This window comes from Paenibacillus sp. FSL R5-0345 (assembly GCF_000758585.1).
GTDB lineage: Bacteria > Bacillota > Bacilli > Paenibacillales > Paenibacillaceae > Paenibacillus_AQ.
On the sequence record NZ_CP009281.1, the window covers coordinates 5,386,867 to 5,411,944 of the forward strand.

The window sequence follows — 25,078 nt, forward strand, 5'->3', positions numbered from 1 at the left end:
ATTTGATAATAGTCCAGTGTCTTGGGAAACAGGACGATATTTTCTTTTGTGGCGGGGGAATCTGAATCTTTAATGAGGGCACCTCCTTATAGCTAATTATGTGAATTGAATTCTAAAACGTCATAAATGTTATTAAGACCTTAAGCTTCATCCGAAACTTAATAATTGTAGATTATAGCATACCCCGTACTCTTTTTAAAAAACAGCTTGAAAAACTTTAACGCATATGATAAGATAAATCCTGCTTGCTTTTCAGCCAACATTCATGTCCCGGTAGCTCAGCTGGATAGAGCATGCGCCTTCTAAGCGCACGGTCAGGGGTTCGAATCCCTTCCGGGACGTCAGTGAAACAGCCTTCCTTCGGGAAGGCTGTTTCTGCATTCAGGGGATGTGAAGCACCGGGTTCTTCGGAGTGAGCATCGAAAACGTCCGCTTCGCGTCAGCCCATTAGGGCTGCATCCCGCACGCGACATCAGCATAACAGCCTTCCTTCAGGGAGGCTGTTATTGCGTTTTACGGTAAAAACACTCGACGTATATGCTTAAAGAATACTCGGCTCTTCAGACGTAAAATGTAATGTTAATCATCCGACAGGTTGTTAAATAATATGTAGCTGGGATGATAGCGATTGTTGTTATTAGAGGCTTATTAGAAGCATTCTAAGATACTATGACGACTAGGTACGCACGATTAACTATATTGGTTGAAGGAACTTGGAACTGGAGCGAGTGTGGTCGGTGTTCCTCAAAGTATCCTTGATTGTATATAGATGTGTTACGTTCAGCTCATTAGGTTTGTTAAGAAACTTGTGGCTGAAGCTAGTACGGTTAGCGTTCTTCGGTACATCCTAGGGTCTGTGACGGCTGGGTACGCTCGATTAACTAGATTGGTTTAAAGAACTTGGAACTGGAGCGAGTGTGGTTAGTGTTCCTCGGAGTATCCTAAGGTGCTGTGACGACTAGTTTCGCACGATTAACTAGATTGGTTTAAGGAACTTGGAACTGGAGCGAGTATGGTTGGCGTTCCTCAGAGTATCCTAAGGTGCTGTGACAGCTAGGTTCGCTCGATTAATTAGATTGGTTTAAAGAACTCGGAACTGGAGCGAGTGTGATCGGCGTTCCTCGGAGTATCCTAAGGTGCTGTGACGACAGATACGCTTGATAAACTAGAATGGTTGAAGGAACTTAGAACTGGGGCGAGTATGGTTGACGTTCCTCAGAGTATCCTAAGGTGCTGTGACAGCTAGGTACGATCGATTAACTAGATTGGTTGAAGGAACTTGGAACTGGAGTGAGTATGGCTGGCGTTCTTCGGTACATCCCAGGGTCTGTGGCGGCTAGATACTCTCGTTTAACTAGATTGGTTAAAGTAACTTGGAACTGGGGCGAGTATGGTTGGCGTTACTCAGAGTATTCTAAGGTGCTGTGACGGCTAGGTACGCTCGATTAACTAGATTGGTTGAGGGAACTAGAGGATCGACGGTGGCGGGTTATGAGCTACTTGTTTCGGATTCGCGGCAGTTTAACTGGATGAGGAACTTTCAGTTTTTGGAGCTTACTTAGGGTGAAGTTCCCGTAAACTGATCGGACGGGTTATATCCTGCCGATATTATAACATTAGGGAATTTCTCCCTGAAATTCGCCTGTAATCGCTAAAAAACAAACTTTTCAGGGAAATCCTCCCTAAATATTACCTAAAAACCTCTATTTAGGTGTAAATCAAAGATATTAGAGGGAGGATTTCCCTAATTATGCTTCTAAAGACGATAAAACACTGAATTATAGGGAGATATTCCCTAATTAGGAATAAACAACTTCAATTCATCAATCATCCATCAATCCGTCGAGTATCTATCAGCACCTCATCAGTAACCCATCAGTAACCCATCAGTAACCCATCAGCAATCCATCAGCAATCCATCAGCAACCCATCAAACCTTACTAACAAATAAAGGCCTACAGGTTCCCCCCGTAGACCCTAGTTCATTACTTCCGGCGATTTCCCAGCCACAGCGGAAATCGAAATACAAAATTGATAAACAAAACTACAAATACAAGTACCGCTGCCGATTTATCAGCAATTTGACGTGCATCTTCTACAATCGCCTCAGATTGTACATACCAGAGGTGTACGGCCAGGGTTTCACCCGGTGAGAACAGATTGAAATCCCACATCTCGCCCGAGGTACTAAGACCGGCGGTAAGGATAATAACCGCAGACTCCCCGAAGGCGCGTCCAGCAACAAGACAAATCCCAGTAACAATGGCAGACATTGCAACAGGTAGGACTACCGTGCGGATCACGTGAAATTTAGTCATCCCAAGCGCATAACCAGCCTCGCGTATATCCCCAGGAACGGCACGTATCGCTTCCTCTGTCACTCGCGCAAGCATAGGTAGATTCAGTAGCGCCAAGCTGACGCCCCCACCAAGAATCGTAAGACCGATATCGAAATATTCCGCAAAAATCGCGAGTCCGAGCATACCGAACACAATCGAAGGAACCGATGACAGTGATTCTACGCAAATACGTAGTGCCCCTGTAAATTTATTATCTGGCGCATACTCAGCCATATAGATTCCCGCACCCAAACCAATTGGCACGGAAATAATCAGCGAGATAAACAAAATGTAAAAGGAGTTGAACAACACCGGGCCAATCCCACCACCTGCATCAATTTCTTCAGGTTGTTTAATCAGGAAATCGGGCCGAAGTGCCGGTAGACCTTTACTAAGAATCGTGAAGAGCAGCCAGAAGATCAGCAGCATGACTAAAGCCCCTAGCGTATAAAACCCGATGGTCGCGATTTTATTGTTTCTTTGGGCACGCGCTGTATGCTTTGTACTTGCGAATCCGTTCACGCTGCATCCCTCCTTTTTCTACCCAACACGCGGATGATCAGAATTAATACAAATGATATTACTAGCAAGAGAAATGCCATCATATGTAGCGCATAGTTCCAAGTAGAGTCAAACTCTACATTAGAAATTTGCATAACGATGTTACTAGTCAGCACCGATGCTGGCGTGAATAACGTCTTCGCCAATTGCGGTGTATTCCCGATAACCATAACTACAGCCATCGTCTCACCCACAGCACGAGTCATACCCAGAATAACCGCAGAGATAATTCCCCGGCTAGCCGCAGGCAGTATTACACGCATGATTACCTGTAAACGGGTAGATCCAAGAGCATATGCTGCATCCCGATATTTGCGCGGCACAGAGACAATGGCATCATCACTGATTCGGCAAATCGTTGGCAGCACCATTAATGCGAGCACAAGTGCAGCTGCTAACAAGCCATCACCTAAGCTCTCCCCGCTAATTCTGCGCAAGAAAGGAAGTAATACCGTTAAGCCTATATATCCGTAAACAATTGAAGGAATACCTACTAACAAATCTAGCACTGGACGGATGAAAGTCTTCATCCATTTTGGAGCAATCTCTGCACAAAGCACCGCCATCCCCACCGAGATAGGAACTGCGATCAGCAGTGTCAATGCAGTTAGAGAAAGTGTATTTACAATGAAGGCAGCCGCTCCAAAAGAATCCTCTTCCGGCGTCCAATTAAAGGAAAAGAAAAAGTCCGCAGGTGAGAGATGGCCGAACAGAAGCATAGCCGTTTTGCCGATAAATAGAATTACAAGTCCAAGCACGAAACAAAGCGCGAGAATGCTGAATAGAAAATAAAACTTGAACAATTTGTTGCTAAACAAATGTCTACCATGACGTTTGGAGTTAGCGGTAACCTGCGTTACGCTCTCTTTTCCCCTAGTTGCCAAGCCGTGGACTGGTGCCCCCATACTTTCCCTCCTGTAAGCGGCCACCCCCGTATCAAGATCGGAGCTGGCCGCTGTTACCGTTCAATATGATCTTTAGATGATATTAGCCCTTCATTGCTGCGATCGGAATGAATTTAAGCTTTTTCAGGGAACCTTGTTGGAACTTCTTGCTTTGTACGTATTCGATAAATTCTTTTGTTGCGCCAGTAGGTTGGCCCTTAGTCATGTAGTAACCGTAAGCCCAGATCTTATAAGATCCATTGATTACGTTGTCTGTAGTAGCAGCTACACCGTTGTGTTTAACTGCTTTTACGTCGCCACTTACATATACAAGGTCGATATAACCGATAGAGTTAGGAGTTGTGCCTACTGCTGTTTTCATGTCACCGGAAGAACCAGTTTCTTTGTAGTTCTTAGCTTTTTTAACGATTTCTCCGCCATCCAAAGCTTTAGCTTGATAGTTAACGCGTGTACCGGAACCGAAAGAGCGAGTGATAACTACGATATCAGCATCAGAACCGCCTACTTCTTTCCAGTTCGTGATTTTGCCTGCGAAAATGCCTTTAAGTTGTTCAGTTGTAAGGTTATCCACTCCAACATTTTTGTTCACGATTGTAGCAAAAGGAATAACAGCTACTTTGTTCGCTACTTGGCCGTCAAAAGCTTTGAAGCCTGGTACGTCGATGCTAGCATCCCAGTCGCAAGCGCCGATATCGGCGATGCCTTTTTTAACAGCTTGAGGTCCAGTTACTGAACCTTTACCTGATGCTGCGATTTTTACTTTAGGGTGCAGCTTTTGGAATTCTTTTGCCGCTTGAAGCGTCAATGGAAGAAGTGCGGTCGAACCGTTAACTGTGATTTTACCTTTTAGTGAATCAGCTGCTGCTGCAACCCCTGCGAAAGATGCGGTTACCGCAATTACAGCCGTTAGAGCCGTTACTGTTAGCTTTTTGAAAATCTTCATTTGTATTATTTCTCCTCTCGGCTCTACGCCGTTAAAATATGATTAGGGATATTTATTATTTCGACAGTTGCAACGCTTTACCGCCTTGAACTACCCATACACCGCCGTCACTTACGATAGCAAGCTTGCTTCCATCATTCGAAACTGCTACTTCAGATACATCTTCAGTGGAGCGGAACAGCTCAGTCTTAGCACCATTGTTATCAATGGAATAAACTACTGTGCTTCCATCTGCCGCTGAACCTGCCACAACCAAGCCGTTCTTAACGCCAGTAGACCAAGTTACTTCTACATCAAGTGCAATTTTGCTGCTTGTTCCGTCTGCTTTTACAACCTTCAATGTGTTAGCTGCGTTACCTTCAGCATCTGCGCTCAGATAAACCACGCTGCCATCAGCAGAAATTTCAGGGTACAGCTTGTTATCCGGTGTAGTTGTCAGTGCAGCTGGTTTAGCATCTTTTGTAGCCAGGTCTAGCTTGTAAAGCTGCTCTCCAGCAGAGCTGAAGTCTACAGTAAGAGAATCTTCTGTGCTGTCCGCATCGTTCTTAGCAACACCCGTCAAGTTAACGATATAAACGGCGCTCTTTTCGTCAGTGGAAATGCGCAGTTCGGATTTATTTTCAACCTTGTCCGCCAATACGGATTTTACATCACCAGTTTCTACTGAGACTTTTGCAATTTTTTCTTGTTTGTCTCCTTGGATGAAGTAAATGCTTTTACCATCGTTAGACCATACCAGATCTGTTTTTACGCTATTATCAGTACCCAGTATCTTAGTAGCTCCGCTCGACAGGTTAATCAGATTTAACAAACCAGTCTCATCGTTGAAAGCTCCCCACTGTCCATCCGGCGATACCGAGAAATCCACTGCACTGTCATTTGATGAAAATACTTCGTAGTTACCTGGTTCAGTGCTGAATTTGATAAGTTGAGCAGTTTCAGCATCACTTTTGTTCGCAATCAGATTTCCAGCTGCTGTCCAGTGTAAAGTATCAAACAATCCTTCAGGACGAGCAAAGCTTAAAATCGTGCTAGCATCAGCATCCAGCTCTCCGCCTAATGCATAAACTAACTTAGTAAGCTCCACATAGGTTTTACCGTTATAAAATACTGGAGCAACGGTGAACGTATCGGTATTACCATCTACTTGATAGCTCTTTGAGCCTGTTTTGAGTTGGACATTATGTAATCCTTTGCTGTCATTAAGTTCAAACCCGCCAGCTCCAAGTACTAACTTAGCTCCAATTTCACCAGCTACCTGATTCAGAGCGTACAGCTTGTAACCACTGCTATTAATGGTGTTAAACACAATCGGCGTACCGTTTACATTCCAAGTAGCTGTACCTTCTTTAACTGCTGTTTTTGCAGCGGCTTGATTGGTAGCTACAGATTTTACATTACTGCCGATGCTAGCTGCAGATACACTTCCAACGCCTACTGTTGCAAGAAGTGCTGAAGCCAACGTTGCGCTAATCCATTTACTGTTTTTCAATTAGATTCACCCTTTTCGTATAGGTAACTGCTAATGTCATTTTCGTCTACAATTGTCAACTCTGTTGCAGAGGAATGTTATGGAAATATTAACTATAATTATTTTTTTGAAAAAGTAGGTATATTAGCGTAATAGACTGCACTATCTAGATAAACCAAATGGACTAGACACCAAAAAACCTCATAGAGTATTGCTCTGCGGGGTGCAGTAGCTTTACTCCATGAGGTTTTTTGTAAATGTGATCTACACTAACTCTTCATTTAAATGCTTTTCCAACGTTCTCCGTACAGCTCCTGGGCCTTTGAGCATCTCATAGAAGTAACTTTCAATCTTGCTACCCAGACCGATTTCATATAAAGGTACACCAAAGATCTTCTGATTATCTAAAATCTCGTGCACATTAGAGTTCGAATCTCCCAAAGTCACTCCCTGCAGATGTGCTTGAAGTGACTCCATTAGAGGATCGGGACTTAGCTTAAATGAATTCCCTTCATCATCCACTCCGATCAAATAGCGGCACCATGCAGCAAGGGCTAATGGAATCGCCGTCAAGTCAGCTGGATTAAGATCTTCTCGTAGTACATAGGATTTGATCGTTTCCCCATAACGAATGCCCACCTTCTGCGACGTATCTGTCGCAATTCGCTGCGGGGTGTCCGGAATATATGGATTCGTGAGTCGCTCTTGCAGCACTTCATCCAAGAATTGCTGTGGTCCTAGAATGATTGGATCTACAACTACAGGCAATCCTTCCTTGTACCCAATCCTCTCGACTAATGAACGTAGGGTCTGATCCTGCATCTCATCCGAAATCTGCGTGTAGCCTAGTAGACAGCCAGTAACCGCTAAGGCAGTATGTAAGGGATTCAGACAGGTCGTAACCTTCATCGTTTCAACTCGGTTCACGGTCTCACGATCAGTGAATATAATGCCCGCTTCTTCTAATAAAGGTCGCCCATTCGTAAACTTATCCTCAATAACCAGATATTCACTAACTTCTGCGTTAACGAAAGGTGCGGTATGAGCGTTTCTCGAGGTAATAAGTATGTCCATACCGCCAATCCCTTGCTCCTGTAAGGCATTACGTACAGCCTCGGACGGACGAGGTGTGATTTTATCAATCATCGACAAAGGGAATGTTATCCGACTCTCGTCTTCGAGATACACTACGAATTCATCCTCCACAAGTCCTTTTACAGCCCATGCCTTGGCGATTGTAATCACGCTATTCTTCAGCATATCCCCGTTGTGTGAACAGTTATCCATACTAACAAAAGTCATCGGATACTGCCCTTTAAGATAACGACCGTAAGCAAGTGAAGCGATCACACTCATGCTGTGGGAAGGCTGCTCCGGCCCTTGCTCCATATCTTTTTTCACAATATCAAGGTACTTTCCATTAGCATCTGTTAAAGTGTAGCCTTTCTCTGTAATGGTGAAGCTGGCCATCTGCAGGCTCGGATTCTCAAAAATTTCAACCAGACGGCAGTAATCCTCCGCTCGATTTGTGTTCGCCATTACAGCCTCGGTAATGCTGCTGATGACCTTTTTCGTAAACTCGCCATTCGCATTCATTAATACGAGAAGTGTTAAATGATCATACGGTTTATAAATCTTGTCAATCAGCTCGTAGTCTGAGGAGGTAGCGGCGATAATACCTGTATCTGCTTTTCCAAGCTCCAACAGCTTCTGGTGAGCATTTGCAACAAATCCACGAAAAATATTACCCGCTCCAAAATGAACCCATTCCGGCCTAACGCGCGTATTCTCCGCCACCTGCTTATAATCAAACTGAGGAAGCTCCACGTCAGCGTCCTTCCATGCCTCTGCACATGATTGAATACTCTCTCTTGTCAGAAGCAGCATTCACTTCACCCCCATCGTATTGTCGAGACTGTCCCATACACCAAGTAAATACATGATCCCCATTGCTCTATCGTACAGCCCGTACCCCGGGCGGCAAGTCTTCTCTTCACCCCACAAATGACGACCATGATCCGGACGCACATACCCCGTATATCCATTCTCATGATACGCTTTAACAACCTCTGCCACATCCACACTGCCATCCCGTCCACGATGAGACACCTCAATAAAATCTCCGTTCTCAAAAACCTTAACATTTCGAATATGAGCAAAATGAATACGATTACAGAATTCCCGAATCATAGCCGGCAGATCGTTCTTCGGATTCGTACCGAGCGACCCAGTGCAGAAGGTTAATCCATTATACGGACTATCTACTGCGTCAAGTAAACGACGGATCGTATCACGGCTGCGGACAATGCGGGGCAAGCCAAAGATCGGCCAAGCAGGATCATCGGGATGAATAGCCATTTTGATATCGACTTCTTCACAGACAGGAATAATTCGCTTCAAAAAATAGATCAAGTTCTCGAACAGCTTCTCTTCCGTTACATCTGCATAAGCGGCGAATAGCTCATCAAGCTTCGCCAGACGCTCCGGCTCCCAGCCAGGCATCGTAAATTCGCCAGCCCCCTCCAGAATACGATTCACCATGTCGCGAGGGTTATCATTAACGGCTGCATTTTCATAAAAAAGAGCATTTGAGCCATCCGGCAATTCCTTGTACAGCTCCGTCCGAGTCCAGTCAAAGATCGGCATAAAGTTGTAACAGATCACTTTAGTACCGACCTTGGCTAACTTCCGGATGGTATCTATGTAAATATCGATATATTTATCACGCGTCGGGAGTCCAATTTTGATATCATCATGGACATTCACACTCTCTACTACGGCAGTGCTAAACCCTTTGCCCGTAATTTGATCCGCAACCTTTTGGATTTCATCCATCTCCCATACTTCGCCCGCTACCTTATGATGCAGTGACCAGACAATGCCCATTACCCCCGGAATTTGCCGGATATGATCAAGCGTAATGTTGTCATTGCCTTCTCCATACCATCTCCATGTCATGTTCATCTGGATAAAAACCTCCTATAATTTCATGTGTCGAAATCTTGTATACAAGATACTATACTCAAATATTAGAGTTAAACATTGGATTTTGTCAATGACTTTAATACATCTAATAAAAACTTGTATACAAGTTAAATTGAATATATAATGAATCTTAATTACAAATTCAATGGCAATGGAGACGTAACTCATGTCCACCAAAAATGATATTTTGAACCTATTGAAGCGCGAAATCCTTAATCTAACGCTAAAGCCTGGAACCATTCTGAGTGAGACCGTGTTGTCCGAACGGTTTCAGATATCCAGAACACCATTGCGCGATGTACTTAAGCAGCTATCCCTCGAGTCCTATATTGATGTGTATCCGAAGAAAGGGAATCTTGTTTCGTACATTGATTTGGAATCGGTTGAGCAGATGATCTATTTAAGAAGTGTTTTGGAAAAAGATATTATAAAAGGTCTATCCGGCAGCCTTACTCTTAAAGGTATTATGGAACTTAAGAAGAATCTGGAAGAGCAAAAAAATGCCATCCATCAAGAACATGCATTTGAGCACTTTCTTGCCTTGGATGACGCCTTTCATAAGACGCTATTCTCTTTAGCAGGACATGAATTTTTGTGGGAACAAATTAAGTTCTCCCATGTGCATTATGAAAGATACCGCCGTCTGCATACTCTAAAGCAAGAAAAGCTGGAGAAAATTTTAAGGGAGCATCACATGATCCTGGATTGTATGACAAACCATGAAACGGATAAAGTGGATGCATTAGTCCAGCATCATTTGCGTGAAGATATGAACTCCTTATACTTGCTGGAGAATTTTGCGGATTATATCAAAACGTAATACACGCGTATTAACAGAGCCTACTTAAAAACAAAAGGACCGCCTCATGCAGCCACGGTCCTTTTTTCATTTATCATTGTAGTTAAAATGACAAACTATCTTTCAAATCGGAACCACCCGAAATCGAACTGACTTCCAGGCAAGAAGATAAACGTTACTTTCTGCTCTCCTGTCACTTTCTCCAACTCAAATACTCGCTCTACATATCCATCTGATTGTGTAAATTCGATCAGTTGATGGTTAGACTCTTCACCCTCTTCGAAGCGAATATGAATGGTATTCTTATCGATCGGTGATCTTCCGCAAATAACAAGCCTTGAAGCACCTTCCATGATAAAGTCCATCTGCTCGAACACAAGGGATACGTTATTCCCGATTCCTTCAACGCCCTGTTCAGCGATGGTAAATGTGTCACCGTAAATACGATCGCAATCTACAGCATGGTTCTGCTCGAACGCTCGATTCTTTTTCACAAATGAAAAGCCTTTAATATGCACCTTCTTCTGCAATACGAAACAAATAGAGCTGATGCCAGTGAGTCTCTTGGATAATCGATAGGTTGCCTCCTGATAAACATTCCATTGTGATTCCTTCTGATAAATAACGTCTGCCAAAAGTTCACTGTTCTCTTCGTCCGGCATGCCTTCCCAAATCTGGAGCTCGTAGGCTTCGTTAGACAATGCGAATAGGGGAATCGTTATCAAATCCGAGCCGTAAGGTCCAAAGTCAATCTCACGATAGGCAACCTGCGTCTCACCATCTCGACTCGTAGCTACGCCTCGTTCATTTCCGTTTCCGACTTCACCTTTAAACTCGTCATATAATCCACCAGAAATGAATCCATACGGATCCTTAAAAGCCGTTCCCAGACCGCTCGCCGTAAATTCCAACTGTGAAATCAGCCTTGTTTTCTCCGTACCGTTCTTACTCATACAGCGAACGCGGAAATTCCCATCTCCTAATGCCGTGATTTTGGCTTCTTTTCCAAACGATTCGATCCGTGCTAAATTAGACTCGATCCCAGCGTCATTTACAATGCTCCATGCTACTTCAGAATAGGAAGTATCTACAGGGTAGAGGTTTGCGCTAACGATCATTTCTCTTCTAGATTCATTGAACTGTTGCCCAGAATGACTTACAATCTCTATTTTCCGTAAAGGAATTTCTTCTTCATTCCCCAGCACACATGGCATATCTAAATTTCTTGTGTTTGCCGAAATACCTACTCTACGATCTGGCACAGGGAGTGATTGAAGCTGTAGCTTACTGCCTTCTACACCTCCCGAAGTAACCTCAACTGTAATCGTTCCAGCCTCTAAGCTGGCAGCCACAATCGCCATTAACTTGCCGCTAAACAAGCGTCTACTCGTTCCTTTGTAAGGATCATAGTCCGTGCTATCTCCATTATCTAAACCGATTAACCGCCCTGCTCCGTTCACTTGAACTTGTACACGATTGTTGGCATTCTCAACGGTATGACCCATCTCATCCTCCATCGTAATTTCGACGAAGATTAAATCTGTACCGTCCGCAAGAAGTGTATCCTTATCCGCCTTTAAGCAGATTCGACTCGCATCACCAAACGATTCTCTGATGTCTACTGCAATGATTTGGCCAGCTTCATTATAAGCGATGGCTTTAAGCTCGCCTGGTTCATAAGGAATCTTCCACCAGCCAGCTAACTGCGTCCCATGTTCATGGTCGATATCATAGGTCCCTACAGTCTCACCATTGAACTGCAATTCTATCTTCGGCGCATTCGAGCAGACTCGAACATCGATCATCTGGCCTGGATTAAAATCCCAATAGGTGAGAATATGCACCATCGGATTGCTCTTGTAATTCGTCCAAGCCGATTGATAGATATAATAAGAATCCTTCTTAAAGGTCGCTGTATCCATCTGCCCGAAGTACGAGTTCTTCGTATGATACGGTGTAGGTTCACCAATATAGTCAAAGCCGGTCCATATGAATTGACCTAATGAGAACGCCGCATCTCGCTCCGCAATAATACACGCTTCTGCTGACTTCGCTCCCCAGCTTGTAGAGCTATTGCCTAGCGCAGAGCATTGCTCATCGTCGTCAGCCAAGATGGATTGCTCGAATGGGAAGTGATATATTCCCCTACTCTGCACAATAGAGGCGGTCTCACTGCCATAGATGATCCAGTCAGGATGCTCTGCGTGATGCTGATGGTAATATTTTTCCGCATAATTGTAGCCTGCCACCTTTACGATGTCCGCACATTTCTGAGCATTCTCCCATGGCATATAGTTCGATCCAATGGTCACTTTTCCGTTGCCTCTTGGATCATAATGAAGAACGGCTTCCATCAGCATACTCGTTATTTCTTGGCCTCGTTCATCTGCATGTGTATCATAAATTTCATTGCCAATACTCCACATAAGCAAGCTTGGATGGTTACGATCTCGCATGACCCAGCTACACACATCTCTTAAGGCCCAGTCCTTGAAAAACCTTGCATAATCATATGAAGTCTTCGATCGTTCCCACATATCAAAGGCTTCCGAAACCACAAGCAGCCCCATTTCATCCGCTAAGTCCATAAGCTCTGCAGCAGGCATATTATGAGCGGTGCGTATCGCATTCACACCCATGTCCTTTAAGATCTTAAGTCTTCTTCGCAAGGCTGCTGTATTAAACGCCGAACCCAATGCTCCAAGATCATGATGCTCGCAAACTCCGTTAAGCTTAATTTTCAAACCATTAAGGAGCATTCCCTCTTGCGGATCCAGTACTATCGTTCGAAAGCCTATACGCTGTGTTACTACCTCAATGGTTCTCCACACTTCTTCAGAACCCTGATCAGATGCCATATATTGCAATTCCGTTTTCAGCTGATATAAATGCGGCTCATCCGTGCTCCATAATAAAGGCGTATCTACAGATAGCACCTGACTTACACGAGAGGGAGCTTGTGTTTGTTCTCCAGCTGAGAGCTTTTCTACACAGGTCTTTATCACTCGGTCCTGATGTAGAATGGTTTGCGAAAGCCGCATCTCTTCCGTGAAGTTCACATCGGTATCGACCTCCACTCGCCACTCGCTATCCTCTTGTACCGTATGAATATAAATCCCATCTGTCACGATGTGACTGGAATCTCTTGTCTTGAGCCATACGTTCCGATAGATCCCCGCTCCTGAATACCATCTACTATTCGGACTCTGGTGCACGACCTTCACTAGAATTTCATTTTCCCCGTCTATGAGCAAATCTGTAATCTCGTATTCAAAGGAAGAATACCCGTATTTCCACTCTCCTACCCATTGATGATTCACATAAATCGCCGAGTCCATATAAATACCATCAAAGCATAACAATCTCTGCTTATCGTCCTTCTCCTTTATAAAACGCTTTCGATACCAGCCAATGCTATCCTCATACAAGTCTAAAGTATTATAAATCAACCAATCATGAGGGAGATCTACGGTATGAAAATCCAAGAATTCTCCATCCGTCACTTCTAAGGTGCTCTTAGCAAATTCCCAGCCTTCATTAAACAATCTTTTATGATTCAATATGTATCTTCCTTTCTTCTCGTAGGAGTATGAAACAAAGAGAGGGAACATTAGAAGGAGTGGCCCTACTGGACACACTCCTCCTAATGTTAATATTTAGTATATTTTGCGTTGAAGCCGGTCTGGGATACCGCTTTTTCGATAAAAATACGTATTGATGATATCTCTCCACTCGCGAGCATGCAGTGCCTGTTCATGCAGACGGTCTGCCACCTGCCCGTGTCTGCTATCGTCTATTTTCCCCTCAAGAGATTGCCACATCTCTTTCAGTTGATCTGCCCGTTCCACACCTTCAAAATGCGAATCATAAATATGCTCTATGACCGTTTTACCAGAATGAAGTTTATGCGTATACGGGACATGATGGAAGAACAGCAATAGCTCATCCGGACATGTAGTTACCGATTCATACAGATCTACATTCGCGCCTTGATACTGTCCGACATATCCTGTACCTGTCTTCATTGTCCGGTCTACGCCAATGCCTTGTAGGTCCGCAAAATGATACGTTCCCCATTTCGAATACTCATATCCATCCACATTTGGACCGTAATGGTGATCCGGATTGACCATCCAACCTACCCCAAGCGGTGAAGTATAAGATTCATAGATATGCCAAGAGGTTAGCAAGATCTCACGAATAGTATCGATTAACTGCTCATCCTCTGCACTGAAAGTGAGCATTATCCATTCCTTCGCAATTTGCTCTGCACTAAATTCCGGATTCCAAGCGAGTCGACCGTAACCATACAGATTGGCCTGTGCTAACAAATGCCCTGTCCAGTTATGGTCATTGCCAATATTCGAAACAGCCGCGAAGCCGCTATATCTATTACCATACATGGATCCATCAACAACCCGCTTTACCGATGACTCCGAATCTGTTGCGTACGTATTAAAATCAAGAACTTCCTTCCATTGAGGGACGAGGTAGCAGACATGGCGCTGTTGGCCTGTATATTCCTGCGTAATCTGGAATTCAATCATCATATTCGTGTGCTTCATGGCACCGAACAACGGAGATACGCCTTCTCGCACTTGGAAATCCATTGGACCATTCTTCACCTGTAAAATAACATTCTCCATGAATCGGCCATCCAGCGGTTTAAAATGATCATATGCCGCACGTGCGCGATCGGTAGAACGATCCCGCCAATCCTGCTTGCAATTGTAGACAAAGCAGCGCCAGATGACGATTCCCCCGAAAGGCAATAAAGCTTCAGCTAGCATATTTGAACCCTCTGCATGATCACGATCATAAGTAAACGGACCTGGACGATTCTCTGAATCTGCTTTTACGAGAAAACCACCGAAGTCTGGAATCTCTTTATAGATTTCTATAGCCTTAGCCTTCCACCATTTGCGAACCTCAGGATCTAATGGGTCCGCTGTATTCAATCCCCCGAGTTCGATCGGACTAGCATAGTTAATACTTAGGAACAGCTTCACACCGTAGTTACGGAAGATATCTGCAACCCTCGCGATGTCTGGAAGATAGCGGTCCGTAATAAACATCGTCTCAAACCGATGTACATTGACATTGTTTATAGCAATCGCATTGATCCCTATCGAAGCGAGCATTCTCGCATAATCTTGCAAACGATCAAAGTCCTTAGTGATTTCGTTGCCCGCGTAGAATATCGACTTCCCTGCGTAACCACGTTCGATGCTTCCATCGATATTATCCCATTGATTCATCATGCGGAGTGTATTTACCGGATGATCCAACACGTCCAACGCTTCAATAGATTGACCCGTTCCAAGTAAGCGTAAGAATGCAAATACGCCGTACAGTAATCCAACAGGTGTTGCGGCACCGATTCCAATGCAATTCTTCTCCACATTTGTTCGAATGACATATCCTTCAAGCCCAACCTCTGTCCTCTCAGCTTCGCTGAAGGCATGCGTAAGAAGTGGATGATGACTGTCAAACGTACCGATTGTAATACAAGCTTGCTCAGCTATATCCTGAGACTGAGTAATGATAGCATCGATATTAAGCATTCCTTGTATGCCGCGTGTTAGTTCTTGCACAGCACTTTTGATCACTGGGTGTTCCTGATTGGAGGTCAAGATGTTATAACACCATGAAGCATAGCGCTCTCTTATGGCGCTCGATTGGATATTAGGATATTCGAGCCAAGCTTTATACCCTGCGTTATGTAATTCTGTTTTTTTCTTTGCCATAATTCGGTGTCCTCCATTAGTGTAAGACTTTTATGCCCAAATGTTGCTAGCTATGCAATGGTTCTCTTATACTTTTGTAAACGATAGATTAACCGCATCCCTACTATATAGGAGGAACACGAATGTGACGTACCATGCGCAGCAGGACTTACAACCGTTCCATCTCTATTTTGTATATAAAAGAACTAGTACAAATACAGATGACTATCAAGGAACATTCCATGCCCATCAAGGTGTTGAAATTCTTATTGTTCATGAAGGTAAAGGTACGCTGATTATTGATCAGAATAGTTATGAAATAAAACCAGGGATGATCTGTATTTTCCAACCTTACCAACTGCATCATATTCAAATTGAAATTAATGAGGCGATTCCTTTCGTGCGTTCGATCGTTCATTATGAGCCTAGCCTATTTAAAGCTTATTTTGAGAAGTGGCCTATCCTGCAAAAGTTTTTTAATCATATTCATAGTGGCGATTTGGCCTCACCTCGATGGTATGAACAGCAGGACCTTCAATCCCTGACGGCTCTTCTGAAAGATCTGGATGAAGCGCTTCCAACTTTGCACAAAAATGATTTCCTTGAGGAGGTTTCGTTGTTTCTCATCACGTTCCTACATACTTTAAAGCCGTTATGGGATACACAGCATCAGACGACCTCCAGGGAACAACTGCTCCGCAAACCACATCAGGCGGAAAGTATCATGGAATGGCTGCAGTTGCATTACAAGGAACCTTTGCGGCTGGATCAAATGAGCAAGGATCTGCATCTTTCACCCCATCATTTATCCCACTTATTCAAGGAATGTACAGGCAGCAGTATTTCCGATTATTTAACGGTAAAAAGAATGCAAGAAGCGGTTCATCTTCTGACTTCAAGTGAATACACAGTCGCGCACATCGCCGAGGAAGTCGGAATCACGAATTGCTCTCATTTCTGCAAACTGTTCAAAACTCATTTCGGCACAACGCCTAATCGATTTCGGAAGCAATGGTATATCCATCATTAGGTTGTTGAATATTCCATCTGCCTCATTCCTAGTTAACATCATATCAAGCCGGTTCGTGAACAAGTATTCACATCTTGTGTAAAAATGCCGCTACTTTGCGATTTATACCTGATTTTAAGCAGCTTTCAGCCAAAAATTGAATACTTTACATTTACTGGATTCCGGAGCACAATAATGAGCGAGCGCTCACTCATTATCGTGTTGGAGAGCACTCTGTAACACCATTCAGTATCCCAGACTATTCAGAATCGAGGAGATGAATATGGGTCCGGAATTTCCAGTCATTTCAGTGAACCGTGTCAGAAAAGCCTTTGGAGACAAACAGGTTCTCGAGGATATTTCGCTTCAAGTCGAACGTGCAGAAATCTTCGGTATACTAGGCCCATCTGGCTCCGGAAAAACAACGCTAGTGAAGCTGTTAACAGGTATCGATGTGGTGACCTCAGGCGAGGTAAAGGTGCTTGGTGTCACCATGCCTAAGCTATCCATCCTGCAGCAAATTGGATACATGGCTCAATCCGATGCCCTATATACGGAACTCAGCGCAAAAGAAAATCTGGAGTTCTTCGCTGCGCTATATGGACTTAAAGGTGCGGAGCGCGGCAAACGTATCAAAGCTGTTATGGAACTGGTGGACCTACAAGAGCATCTGCGCAAAAGAGTAGATCAATACTCTGGCGGAATGAAACGCCGCCTATCCCTGGCGATTGCTCTGCTCCATGAGCCTCCGCTGCTTATTCTTGATGAACCTACCGTTGGCATCGATCCTGTACTGCGTTTATCTATATGGAAAGAATTAAAAGCGCTGAACCAGAAAGGTACCACGATTGTATTAACTACGCATGTCATGGACGAAGCAGAGAAATGTGATCGCCTCGGAATGATACGTGATGGCAAGCTGCTTGCCGCCGACACACCTGCTGGACTACTTCAAGCCACTGGCTCAACTTCTATTGAAGAAGCCTTTCTATATTATGGAGGTGTCCGTTCATGAGAATCCGAGCGATCACCTTACGGATTTTGCGACAATTTATTCATGATAAAAGAACGATGGCCTTAATGTTTATCGCACCGCTCCTCGTTCTAAGCTTAATGAGCTTGGTATTTAACGGTGATGCCTATGAGCCAACAATCGGAATATCCGAAGTGCCATTAAGTATCTCAGCTGCGTTAAAAGAACAACAGGTCACAATCCAAGATTATGCCAGCGCAGAGTTAGGAAAAGACGCTCTAGTAGAAGGAAAGATTGACGCTTTGATCACTTTGGACGGAAAGGCCGGAGAATCACCAGGCATGCCCCAAGTGTTGTTAGAAGGCAGCAATCCAACGGCCAACAAGGCGGTAATTATGACGCTTCAACAGCTATCTCAGAAGCTTCTTCCTAGTACAGAGACACCATTACAATTACAGCCCCAGATCAGCTACCTATACGGTTCTGAGAATATGAAGACGATCGACCGCTTCGGTCCAATTATGATTGGTGTATTTGTTTTCTTTTTCGTATTCCTGATTGCCGGTGTTTCTTTCCTGCGAGAGCGGACTACAGGCACCCTTGAACGTTTGCTTTCCACTCCTTTAAAAAGATGGGAGATTGTACTCGGGTATGTATGTGGTTTCGGCATTTTCACCGTATTCCAAGCGCTGTTGATCTCATGGTTCTCCATTCAGATTCTTGGCATTATGATGACAGGAAGCTTTGGTTACGTAATGCTGATCACCTTACTCCTGTCGATGACAGCTTTGACGCTGGGCACGTTACTATCTGCTTTTGCAGCTAACGAGCTACAGATGATTCAATTCATTCCACTCGTTATCGTGCCACAAGTTTTCCTCAGCGGACTGTTCCCACTCGACACCCTACCACTGTGGCTACAGCGCATCGGCTACGCGACCCCGATTTATTATGGATCAGAAGCGCTTATGAACATCATGATCCGTGGCAAAGGATGGAACTCCATCGCTTTGGATGTCTATGTGCTGATCGGATTCTCACTACTGTTCATGATTCTGAATGTATTGGCACTGCGCAAACACCGGAAAATGTAGCCTCACTAAGAACTTTCATCGGTTGAACGGAATGAACCAAGTTTGGAGGATAAATGTAATGAAAGAACATGATTCTGCGGATCAAAATATAGAAGAGCAGTGGATTGAAGAGCTGCTGGCCAGAAGTGAAGACGATAAATTGACACCGAAGCAGATTTCCATTTTGCATGCGGCGATTGAGGTGTTCTCCGAAAAAGGATACGCTGCTACAGCGACTAGTGTGATTGCTCAAAAGGCAGGCGTAGCAGAGGGAACGATTTTCCGATATTACAAGACCAAAAAAGATTTACTGCTGTCCATCGTAGCTCCCACCATGAGTCGTATGCTCGCCCCTTTTGTGCTACGGAATTTCAACGGGGTACTTGACGTACCCTTTGACAGTTTTGAAGAATTCCTGCGGTCATTCATCAGTAATCGGTTGGAGTTTGCCCGCAAGAATTATAAAATTCTAAAGATCCTAATTCAGGAGATCCCTTTCCAGCCAAAGCTCAAAGAGCAATTCACGGAGAATATTCTGAGTAAAGTGCTGGAACGTTTCATCGAAATTGTTGAACATTTCAAGGCAAAAGGCGAAGTCATTGAATTGCCTGCACCCGCTATTCTACGCTTCACTATTTCATCCGTTGTAGGGTATGTGATTAATCGCCTGCTGCTACAGCCAGAGAAGGACTGGAACGACGACGAAGAGATTAACCTGACGATCCATTTTATTATGCATGGGATTGGTGGAGCCGCGGCCCCTATTTGATGCGCACGCCCGTTCTGTTATCATAAGAACTATATAATAATCGGACTTTTCGAAGAACAAGTTACGAGGAAGGAATTATGTTATGGGCTTTAGTGTAACAGAACGGGTAATTAAGCTGCTGTGCGGCAAGTCTATTTTTGAAAAAGGATTGGCTTATCACCAGTCTGGAAGCGTCGATATCCTTGATATTGAAGAACGAAATGAATCCATCCCAGATCTGCCCAGATCTCGTTATGAAGCGCTCGTTCAAGGGGGCATTGGCTACGAAGTCATGGTTGTCATTGATATCGATGGTGATGTATCGGCAGAGTGTACTTGTCCCGCTTACTCACATGGGGGGCCTTTCTGCAAACATATTGCTGCCGTATTGATCAGCATTGATGCCCTTGAGTCTACCGGAGAACAGGCGGAGCCTTCCGGGGCCACCCGTCTTTCTTCTATAGAAGATACCGGAGTCTTAACCCCACGTATAGTTACGGATTCTACGCGAGACATAGGAGGAAATTCCAGAGATCAGCATCTGGTGAGCAGCCTGTTAGGCATGTTCAGCAACCATAAGCCGCGTCCGAGTGGTACTGGAGCTTTTGTGGACAATAGAATCCCATTAAATGTAGAGTTCATCTGCAAGCCATTCACTTACAGCTACACCGCTACCATGCTGGGGATAGAAATAAAAGTCGGCTTGAAACGTCTATATGTCGTTCATAAAATAAGAGGTTTTCTGGAACGCATTCATCGTGGAGAAACCTTCGAGTTCTCTAAGCATTTCATCTATGATCCTGCCATTCACAGCTTTCGGAAGGAAGATAACATCGTTCTTCAGAAGCTGATTGAAATTGTCTTAAATGAAAAAATGTATCGTGACAACGTCACTAACTACTCTCCATATGGTGGTAACCTGGGAGGAGATCGCCTGCTGGCTGTCCCTCCTTTTTTCTGGGAGACGCTCCAGCCTGCGCTTTCAGAGGTTTCATCGGTATATCTGCAACAAGGAGAGATACTACACGTAGGCATTCATATGTCTAATGAAGCACCGCCTCTTAGCTTTGCATTCGAGCAAGCCGAAGGCGAAGGATACCATCTGGATATTCAAGGACTTGAGCAGATCTCAGTTCTGGAAGACTATGGACTCGTGCTGTCTGAAGGGAAGCTGTTGAAGCTATCCCCTCAGGAATGCATGCGCCTATCTGAGATGAAGAAAATGCTGGAATCTTCCCGGCGAGATGGCATCGATATCGCACCTGAGCAAATGGAGCCTTTTATGGACAAGGTTATTCCTGGACTGAAAAAACTGGGCAACGTGCATATCGCCGACTCCATTGCTGATCGAATTGTACAACACAAGCTTACAGCGAGGCTTTATCTGGACCGTGTGAGAGATAGACTACTCGCAGGGTTAGAGTTTCAGTATGGTGACATCATTATCAATCCTTTAGACGAAAATGCCCATATTCGCGGTACGAACTTGATTCTTATTCGCGACGGCGAAGGAGAGGCCCGAATTCTGGAGCTAATGGGGCATGAATCCTTCGCCAAAACCGAAGGCGGGTATATTATGACGGATGAGGAAGGTGAGTACGATTTTTTGTACCATACGATTCCGTTGCTTGAGCCACTGCTAACGGTCTATGCGACCACCGCTGTCAAAGATAGATTGTTCACGGGGACCACGCCACCAAAGGTGAGCATTAGTTGGAATGAGAAAACCGACTGGCTTGATTTTAAATTCGACATGGGTGGTATTCCCGAATCTGAGATTGTGATGGTCTTGAAATCACTTCAGGATAAACGTAAATACTACCGCTTGCCCGAAGGGGCGTTGCTGCCGCTGGAAAGTGAGGAGCTTCAAGAAATCATCACCTTTATGAACGAAATGGGTATTCGGGAAGGTGAGATCAAAGGTGCCGCATTTTCTCTGCCGATTGTACGTGGTTTACATTTGACCTCCGCAGACGAGAAAAGTGACTCCGTTAAGCTTGGCAGATCTTTTAGGCGGCTACTGGCGAATATGCACAACCCTGAGAACCTTGATTTTCCTATACCAGAAAGTCTAGTTCCTGTGCTTCGGGATTATCAGCAGTATGGATTTCAGTGGCTGAAAACATTGGCCCATTACCGTTTTGGCGGTATTTTGGCGGATGATATGGGTCTTGGAAAAACGTTGCAGAGTATCGCTTTTCTGCTCTCTGAGCTTCCAAATATTCGTCAGAGTGGTCTGCCGGCTCTTATTGTCGCTCCGGCGTCTCTTACCTACAACTGGCTTAATGAACTCAAAAAATTTACGCCTGAAATCAAGGCTGTTATTGCAGATGGAAGTTTAACGGAACGCGGTCGAATTTTAAAAAATGCAGCAAAGGCTGATGTAATCATCACCTCTTACCCGCTGCTTCGCAGAGATGTACAGTTGTATGCTAAGAAATCTTTTCATACCCTAATTCTCGATGAAGCACAAACTATAAAGAACCATACAACACAAACCGCTCAAGCTGTGATGGCTCTTCAGGCCCGGCATCGTTTTGCACTTACTGGGACTCCTGTGGAGAATGCGCTGGAAGATCTTTGGTCCATCTTCGGCACTGTATTCCCTGGGCTGTTTCCAGGCAAGAAGGCTTTCCACGATTTACCGCGAGATGTTATTGCTAAACGGGCACGTCCCTTTTTGCTGCGGCGCTTAAAGAGTGATGTGTTAAAGGAGCTTCCTGAGAAAATCGAGTCCCTTCAAGCCTGTGAGCTACTGCCTGAGCAGAAGAAGTTATATGTCGCTTATCTCGCCCGTTTGAAAAAAGAGGCGCTTAAGCATCTTACACAAGATAGCTTTGGCAATAATAATCGGATTAAAATCCTTGCGGGACTCACCCGTCTGCGCCAGCTATGCTGCCACCCGGCTCTTTTTGTAGATGGGTATGAAGGAGGCTCCGCCAAGTTCGAGCAGCTTCTTGAAATCATCGAGGAATGCCGCAGCTCAGGTAAACGAATGCTAGTATTCTCCCAGTTCACAGAAATGCTTGGCCTAATTGGACGGGAGCTTGGATATCAAGGCATTCCATATTTTTATCTAGACGGTCAAACGCCTGTGTCACAGCGGGTAGATTTATGTAATAAATTTAATGAAGGAGAGCGGGATATTTTCCTGATCTCTTTAAAGGCTGGCGGAACCGGACTCAACTTAACAGGGGCTGACACTGTAATCTTATACGATCTGTGGTGGAACCCTGCCGTCGAACAGCAAGCTGCAGATCGGGCTCACCGAATCGGGCAGAAAAAAGTAGTGCAAGTCATTCGGCTCGTCACCCAAGGCACTGTGGAGGAGAAGATGTATGAGCTACAACAGAAGAAAAGGAACTTGATCGATGAGGTAATCCAGCCAGGCCAGGAAGGGTTATCTACTCTGACAGAACAAGACATCCGGGAAATTCTGATGATCTAGGTGTAATGATGTTTGAAGAAAAAAAGGATATCCTTCAGCCAAATGGCTTTTGGGATATCCCTTTTTCTATAGTAAATACGTCATAATCATCATCAGATTATGCGATTGTAACTCCTGCACTAGCGTAGCCTGCAACGGTTGCTGCAACATCAAGGCCAGCCGTTACCGTTGAAGTAAAGACCAACAACAAGCGCTCTCCCACAGTTACAGGAATGCTCAAACCTGTGGTATTCCCACTGCTAATAGATCCAAGAGAAATTAATCCTGTAAGAGCAGGACTTAATGTAACTAAAGCCCCAGGTACTGCTGTGAAGGTATTGTTAGGTGTAGTAGATCTGTATAATTGAGCCGTGATTGTTACTGTAGAACCAACCAAACTAACGGAAGCTGTCGTACTGAAATAGGCTGCCATAGAAGTAAGCGTTCCAGTTCGAGGAACTGAGAACGCAAAGTTCAGCAAGGTTCCAGCTGCTCCTGTAAGATCTATAGTGCCACCTGTAATAGCGATATTTGTTGCAGTGCTACCAAAACCAATCGCACTTGAAGTATTCAAAAGACCTCCCAATACTGTGGTCATAACAGCTGGCAGACCAGAAGCATATGGAATAATGGCTCCTGAACCCGTAGCTCCTGTTACGCCTGCGACTCCGGTTGCTCCTGTTACGCCTGCACTTCCGGTCGCTCCTGTTACGCCTGCACTTCCGGTCGCTCCTGTTGCGCCTGCATTTCCTGTCGCTCCTGTTGCGCCTGCAATTCCGGTTGCTCCTGTTGTGCCTGCATTTCCGGTTGCTCCTGTTGCTCCTGCATTTCCGGTTGCTCCTGTTGTGCCTGCACTTCCTGTCGCTCCTGTTGCGCCTGCGCTTCCGGTTGCTCCTGTTGCGCCTGCGACTCCTGTTGCTCCTGTTGCTCCTGCACTTCCGGTTGCTCCTGTTGCGCCTGCGCTTCCGGTTGCTCCTGTTGCGCCTGCGCTTCCGGTTGCTCCTGTTGCGCCTGCGCTTCCGGTTGCTCCTGTTGCGCCTGCACTTCCGGTTGCTCCTGTTGTGCCTGCATTTCCGGTTGCTCCTGTTGCGCCTGCATTTCCGGTTGCTCCTGTTGTGCCTGCACTTCCTGTCGCTCCTGTTACACCTGCGCTTCCGGTCGCTCCTGTTACACCTGCGACTCCTGTTGCTCCTGTTGCGCCTGCACTTCCGGTTGCTCCTGTTGCGCCTGCACTTCCAGTTGCTCCTGTTGCGCCTGCATTTCCGGTCGCTCCTGTTGCGCCTGCATTTCCGGTTGCTCCTGCTGCGCCTGCATTTCCGGTCGCTCCCGTTGCACCTGTATTTCCGGTCGCTCCCGTTGCACCTGTACTTCCCGTCGCCCCCGTATCTCCTGTGGCACCGGTTTCTCCGGTAGCTCCTGTATAACCTATATATTCACTATACAATTCAGAGTATACAAGCCGATGGGCAGTCACTAATTGGCCTGTGCTGCTTTTTCCCCAAACTGAGACTTGAATTGGATCGTCTATCTGAGCTGATGTTATGAATAAAAATTCGAATGAATCAAAATCTGCATAATAATCTTTCGTTAGCACTTGATTAGGACCCACAGTATGAAGTTCACTAACATATAGTGTTCTTGTACCGTTCATATAGTAGCCTTGAATTTGTATCATAGCCGCAGAAACATCACTCTGATTGACAAGCTTAATAGTAACCAGCTGGGTGGGTCTTCCTCCGCCTACCAGATTGTTTTCTATAGGTCCAGTAGATAAATAACTCAAGTTATCAACTCCTTTTATTTTTAAATAGATTGCCTACAAAAAGATTGTCCTACAAAAACTCTAAATAGTTGCGTTACTATAAACATTCCTCCGATCTACTCTAAATTCGCTAGCAATGAGCCTATTATATTTTTCAGTTGGAAATTTCCGGCTCTTAATAGTAATATTCTTATCTTGATTTAAGGTGTGGACATCCATCAAAAGCTACTACTATACATATTAAATACTTATAAAAACTCTGAAAATCTATCATCATTTAATTAGCTGTAGATCTTAGGAGCATTATTCTGTTCTCCCCATAACATGTCCCTTTAACAAAACAGAGGATAGCTCAGG

General features: G+C 44.7%; 16 protein-coding genes and 1 tRNA gene. 8 read left to right on the forward strand and 9 right to left on the reverse strand.

Annotation, left to right across the window (positions count from 1 at the left end):
• The first annotated feature begins 267 nt into the window (after window positions 1-267).
• Window positions 268-341 (forward strand) — tRNA-Arg (locus R50345_RS23830).
• Between the two features lie 928 nt (window positions 342-1,269).
• A complete protein-coding gene (locus tag R50345_RS31465; RefSeq protein ID WP_156114860.1) occupies window positions 1,270-1,428 on the forward strand; it encodes a hypothetical protein in 159 nt (52 codons plus the stop codon).
• A 557-nt stretch (window positions 1,429-1,985) separates the two neighbouring features.
• Here R50345_RS31465 and pstA read toward each other — a convergent pair.
• The 6 genes from pstA to uxuA all read right to left on the reverse strand — a co-directional run bounded on the left by pstA (window position 1,986) and on the right by uxuA (window position 9,183).
• The gene (gene pstA / locus R50345_RS23835; protein ID WP_042130653.1) at window positions 1,986-2,861 is read right to left on the reverse strand and encodes a phosphate ABC transporter permease PstA; all 876 of its coding nucleotides are present in this window, start codon (window positions 2,859-2,861) and stop codon (window positions 1,986-1,988) included.
• Window positions 2,858-3,805: a phosphate ABC transporter permease subunit PstC gene (gene pstC / locus R50345_RS23840; RefSeq protein WP_042130655.1), complete on the reverse strand. Its 948-nt coding sequence runs from the start codon at window positions 3,803-3,805 to the stop codon at window positions 2,858-2,860. Before pstC ends, pstA begins: the two co-directional genes overlap by 4 nt.
• A gap of 82 nt (window positions 3,806-3,887) precedes the next feature.
• Entirely contained in the window at window positions 3,888-4,748 is an 861-nt protein-coding gene (locus R50345_RS23845; protein WP_042130657.1) for a phosphate ABC transporter substrate-binding protein, read from the reverse strand.
• 55 nt (window positions 4,749-4,803) lie between these two features.
• Window positions 4,804-6,240, reverse strand: coding sequence for a stalk domain-containing protein (locus R50345_RS23850; RefSeq protein ID WP_042130660.1), 1,437 nt, complete (start codon window positions 6,238-6,240; stop codon window positions 4,804-4,806).
• Between the two features lie 243 nt (window positions 6,241-6,483).
• The gene (locus tag R50345_RS23855) at window positions 6,484-8,106 is read right to left on the reverse strand and encodes a mannitol dehydrogenase family protein (RefSeq protein WP_042130661.1); all 1,623 of its coding nucleotides are present in this window, start codon (window positions 8,104-8,106) and stop codon (window positions 6,484-6,486) included.
• A complete protein-coding gene (gene uxuA, locus R50345_RS23860; RefSeq protein ID WP_042130662.1) occupies window positions 8,107-9,183 on the reverse strand; it encodes a mannonate dehydratase in 1,077 nt (358 codons plus the stop codon).
• 187 nt (window positions 9,184-9,370) lie between these two features.
• Between uxuA and R50345_RS23865 the strand changes: the two genes are divergently transcribed.
• Window positions 9,371-10,024 carry a GntR family transcriptional regulator gene (locus R50345_RS23865; protein ID WP_042130664.1) on the forward strand — a complete coding sequence of 218 codons (654 nt, stop codon included), beginning with the start codon at window positions 9,371-9,373 and terminating at the stop codon, window positions 10,022-10,024.
• Window positions 10,025-10,119: 95 nt separating this feature from the next.
• Here R50345_RS23865 and R50345_RS23870 read toward each other — a convergent pair whose 3' ends face one another.
• Window positions 10,120-13,563, reverse strand: coding sequence for a glycoside hydrolase family 2 TIM barrel-domain containing protein (locus R50345_RS23870; protein WP_042132420.1), 3,444 nt, complete (start codon window positions 13,561-13,563; stop codon window positions 10,120-10,122).
• Between the two features lie 96 nt (window positions 13,564-13,659).
• Window positions 13,660-15,750: an alpha-glucuronidase family glycosyl hydrolase gene (locus tag R50345_RS23875; RefSeq protein ID WP_042130666.1), complete on the reverse strand. Its 2,091-nt coding sequence runs from the start codon at window positions 15,748-15,750 to the stop codon at window positions 13,660-13,662.
• Between the two features lie 124 nt (window positions 15,751-15,874).
• Here R50345_RS23875 and R50345_RS23880 point away from each other — a divergent pair, with 124 nt between their 5' ends.
• From R50345_RS23880 to R50345_RS23900, 5 genes are all read left to right on the forward strand, one after another.
• Window positions 15,875-16,759, forward strand: coding sequence for a helix-turn-helix domain-containing protein (locus R50345_RS23880; protein WP_042130668.1), 885 nt, complete (start codon window positions 15,875-15,877; stop codon window positions 16,757-16,759).
• 262 nt (window positions 16,760-17,021) lie between these two features.
• On the forward strand, window positions 17,022-17,753 hold the full coding sequence (locus R50345_RS23885) for an ABC transporter ATP-binding protein (RefSeq protein ID WP_042130670.1): 732 nt from the start codon (window positions 17,022-17,024) through the stop codon (window positions 17,751-17,753).
• A complete protein-coding gene (locus R50345_RS23890) occupies window positions 17,750-18,805 on the forward strand; it encodes an ABC transporter permease (RefSeq protein WP_042130672.1) in 1,056 nt (351 codons plus the stop codon). The genes R50345_RS23885 and R50345_RS23890 overlap by 4 nt, the downstream gene beginning before the upstream one ends.
• A gap of 58 nt (window positions 18,806-18,863) precedes the next feature.
• Entirely contained in the window at window positions 18,864-19,553 is a 690-nt protein-coding gene (locus tag R50345_RS23895; RefSeq protein WP_081389966.1) for a TetR/AcrR family transcriptional regulator, read from the forward strand.
• Window positions 19,554-19,635: 82 nt separating this feature from the next.
• Window positions 19,636-22,980 carry a DEAD/DEAH box helicase gene (locus tag R50345_RS23900; RefSeq protein WP_042130673.1) on the forward strand — a complete coding sequence of 1,115 codons (3,345 nt, stop codon included), beginning with the start codon at window positions 19,636-19,638 and terminating at the stop codon, window positions 22,978-22,980.
• Window positions 22,981-23,077: 97 nt separating this feature from the next.
• Here R50345_RS23900 and R50345_RS23905 read toward each other — a convergent pair whose 3' ends face one another.
• Window positions 23,078-24,742, reverse strand: coding sequence for an exosporium glycoprotein BclB-related protein (locus R50345_RS23905; protein WP_042130675.1), 1,665 nt, complete (start codon window positions 24,740-24,742; stop codon window positions 23,078-23,080).
• Window positions 24,743-25,078 lie beyond the last annotated feature (336 nt).

What these genes read in the sequence shown, in the direction of transcription:
- pstC (WP_042130655.1), bottom strand. Translation starts at nt 3,805, where the DNA reads ATGGGGGCACCAGTCCACGGCTTGGCAACTAGGGGAAAAGAGAGCGTA.
- R50345_RS23845 (WP_042130657.1), bottom strand. Translation starts at nt 4,748, where the DNA reads ATGAAGATTTTCAAAAAGCTAACAGTAACGGCTCTAACGGCTGTAATT.
- R50345_RS23855 (WP_042130661.1), bottom strand. Translation starts at nt 8,106, where the DNA reads ATGCTGCTTCTGACAAGAGAGAGTATTCAATCATGTGCAGAGGCATGG.
- uxuA (WP_042130662.1), bottom strand. Translation starts at nt 9,183, where the DNA reads ATGAACATGACATGGAGATGGTATGGAGAAGGCAATGACAACATTACG.
- R50345_RS23865 (WP_042130664.1), top strand. Translation starts at nt 9,371, where the DNA reads ATGTCCACCAAAAATGATATTTTGAACCTATTGAAGCGCGAAATCCTT.
- R50345_RS23875 (WP_042130666.1), bottom strand. Translation starts at nt 15,750, where the DNA reads ATGGCAAAGAAAAAAACAGAATTACATAACGCAGGGTATAAAGCTTGG.
- R50345_RS23885 (WP_042130670.1), top strand. Translation starts at nt 17,022, where the DNA reads ATGGGTCCGGAATTTCCAGTCATTTCAGTGAACCGTGTCAGAAAAGCC.
- R50345_RS23890 (WP_042130672.1), top strand. Translation starts at nt 17,750, where the DNA reads ATGAGAATCCGAGCGATCACCTTACGGATTTTGCGACAATTTATTCAT.
- R50345_RS23895 (WP_081389966.1), top strand. Translation starts at nt 18,864, where the DNA reads ATGAAAGAACATGATTCTGCGGATCAAAATATAGAAGAGCAGTGGATT.
- R50345_RS23900 (WP_042130673.1), top strand. Translation starts at nt 19,636, where the DNA reads ATGGGCTTTAGTGTAACAGAACGGGTAATTAAGCTGCTGTGCGGCAAG.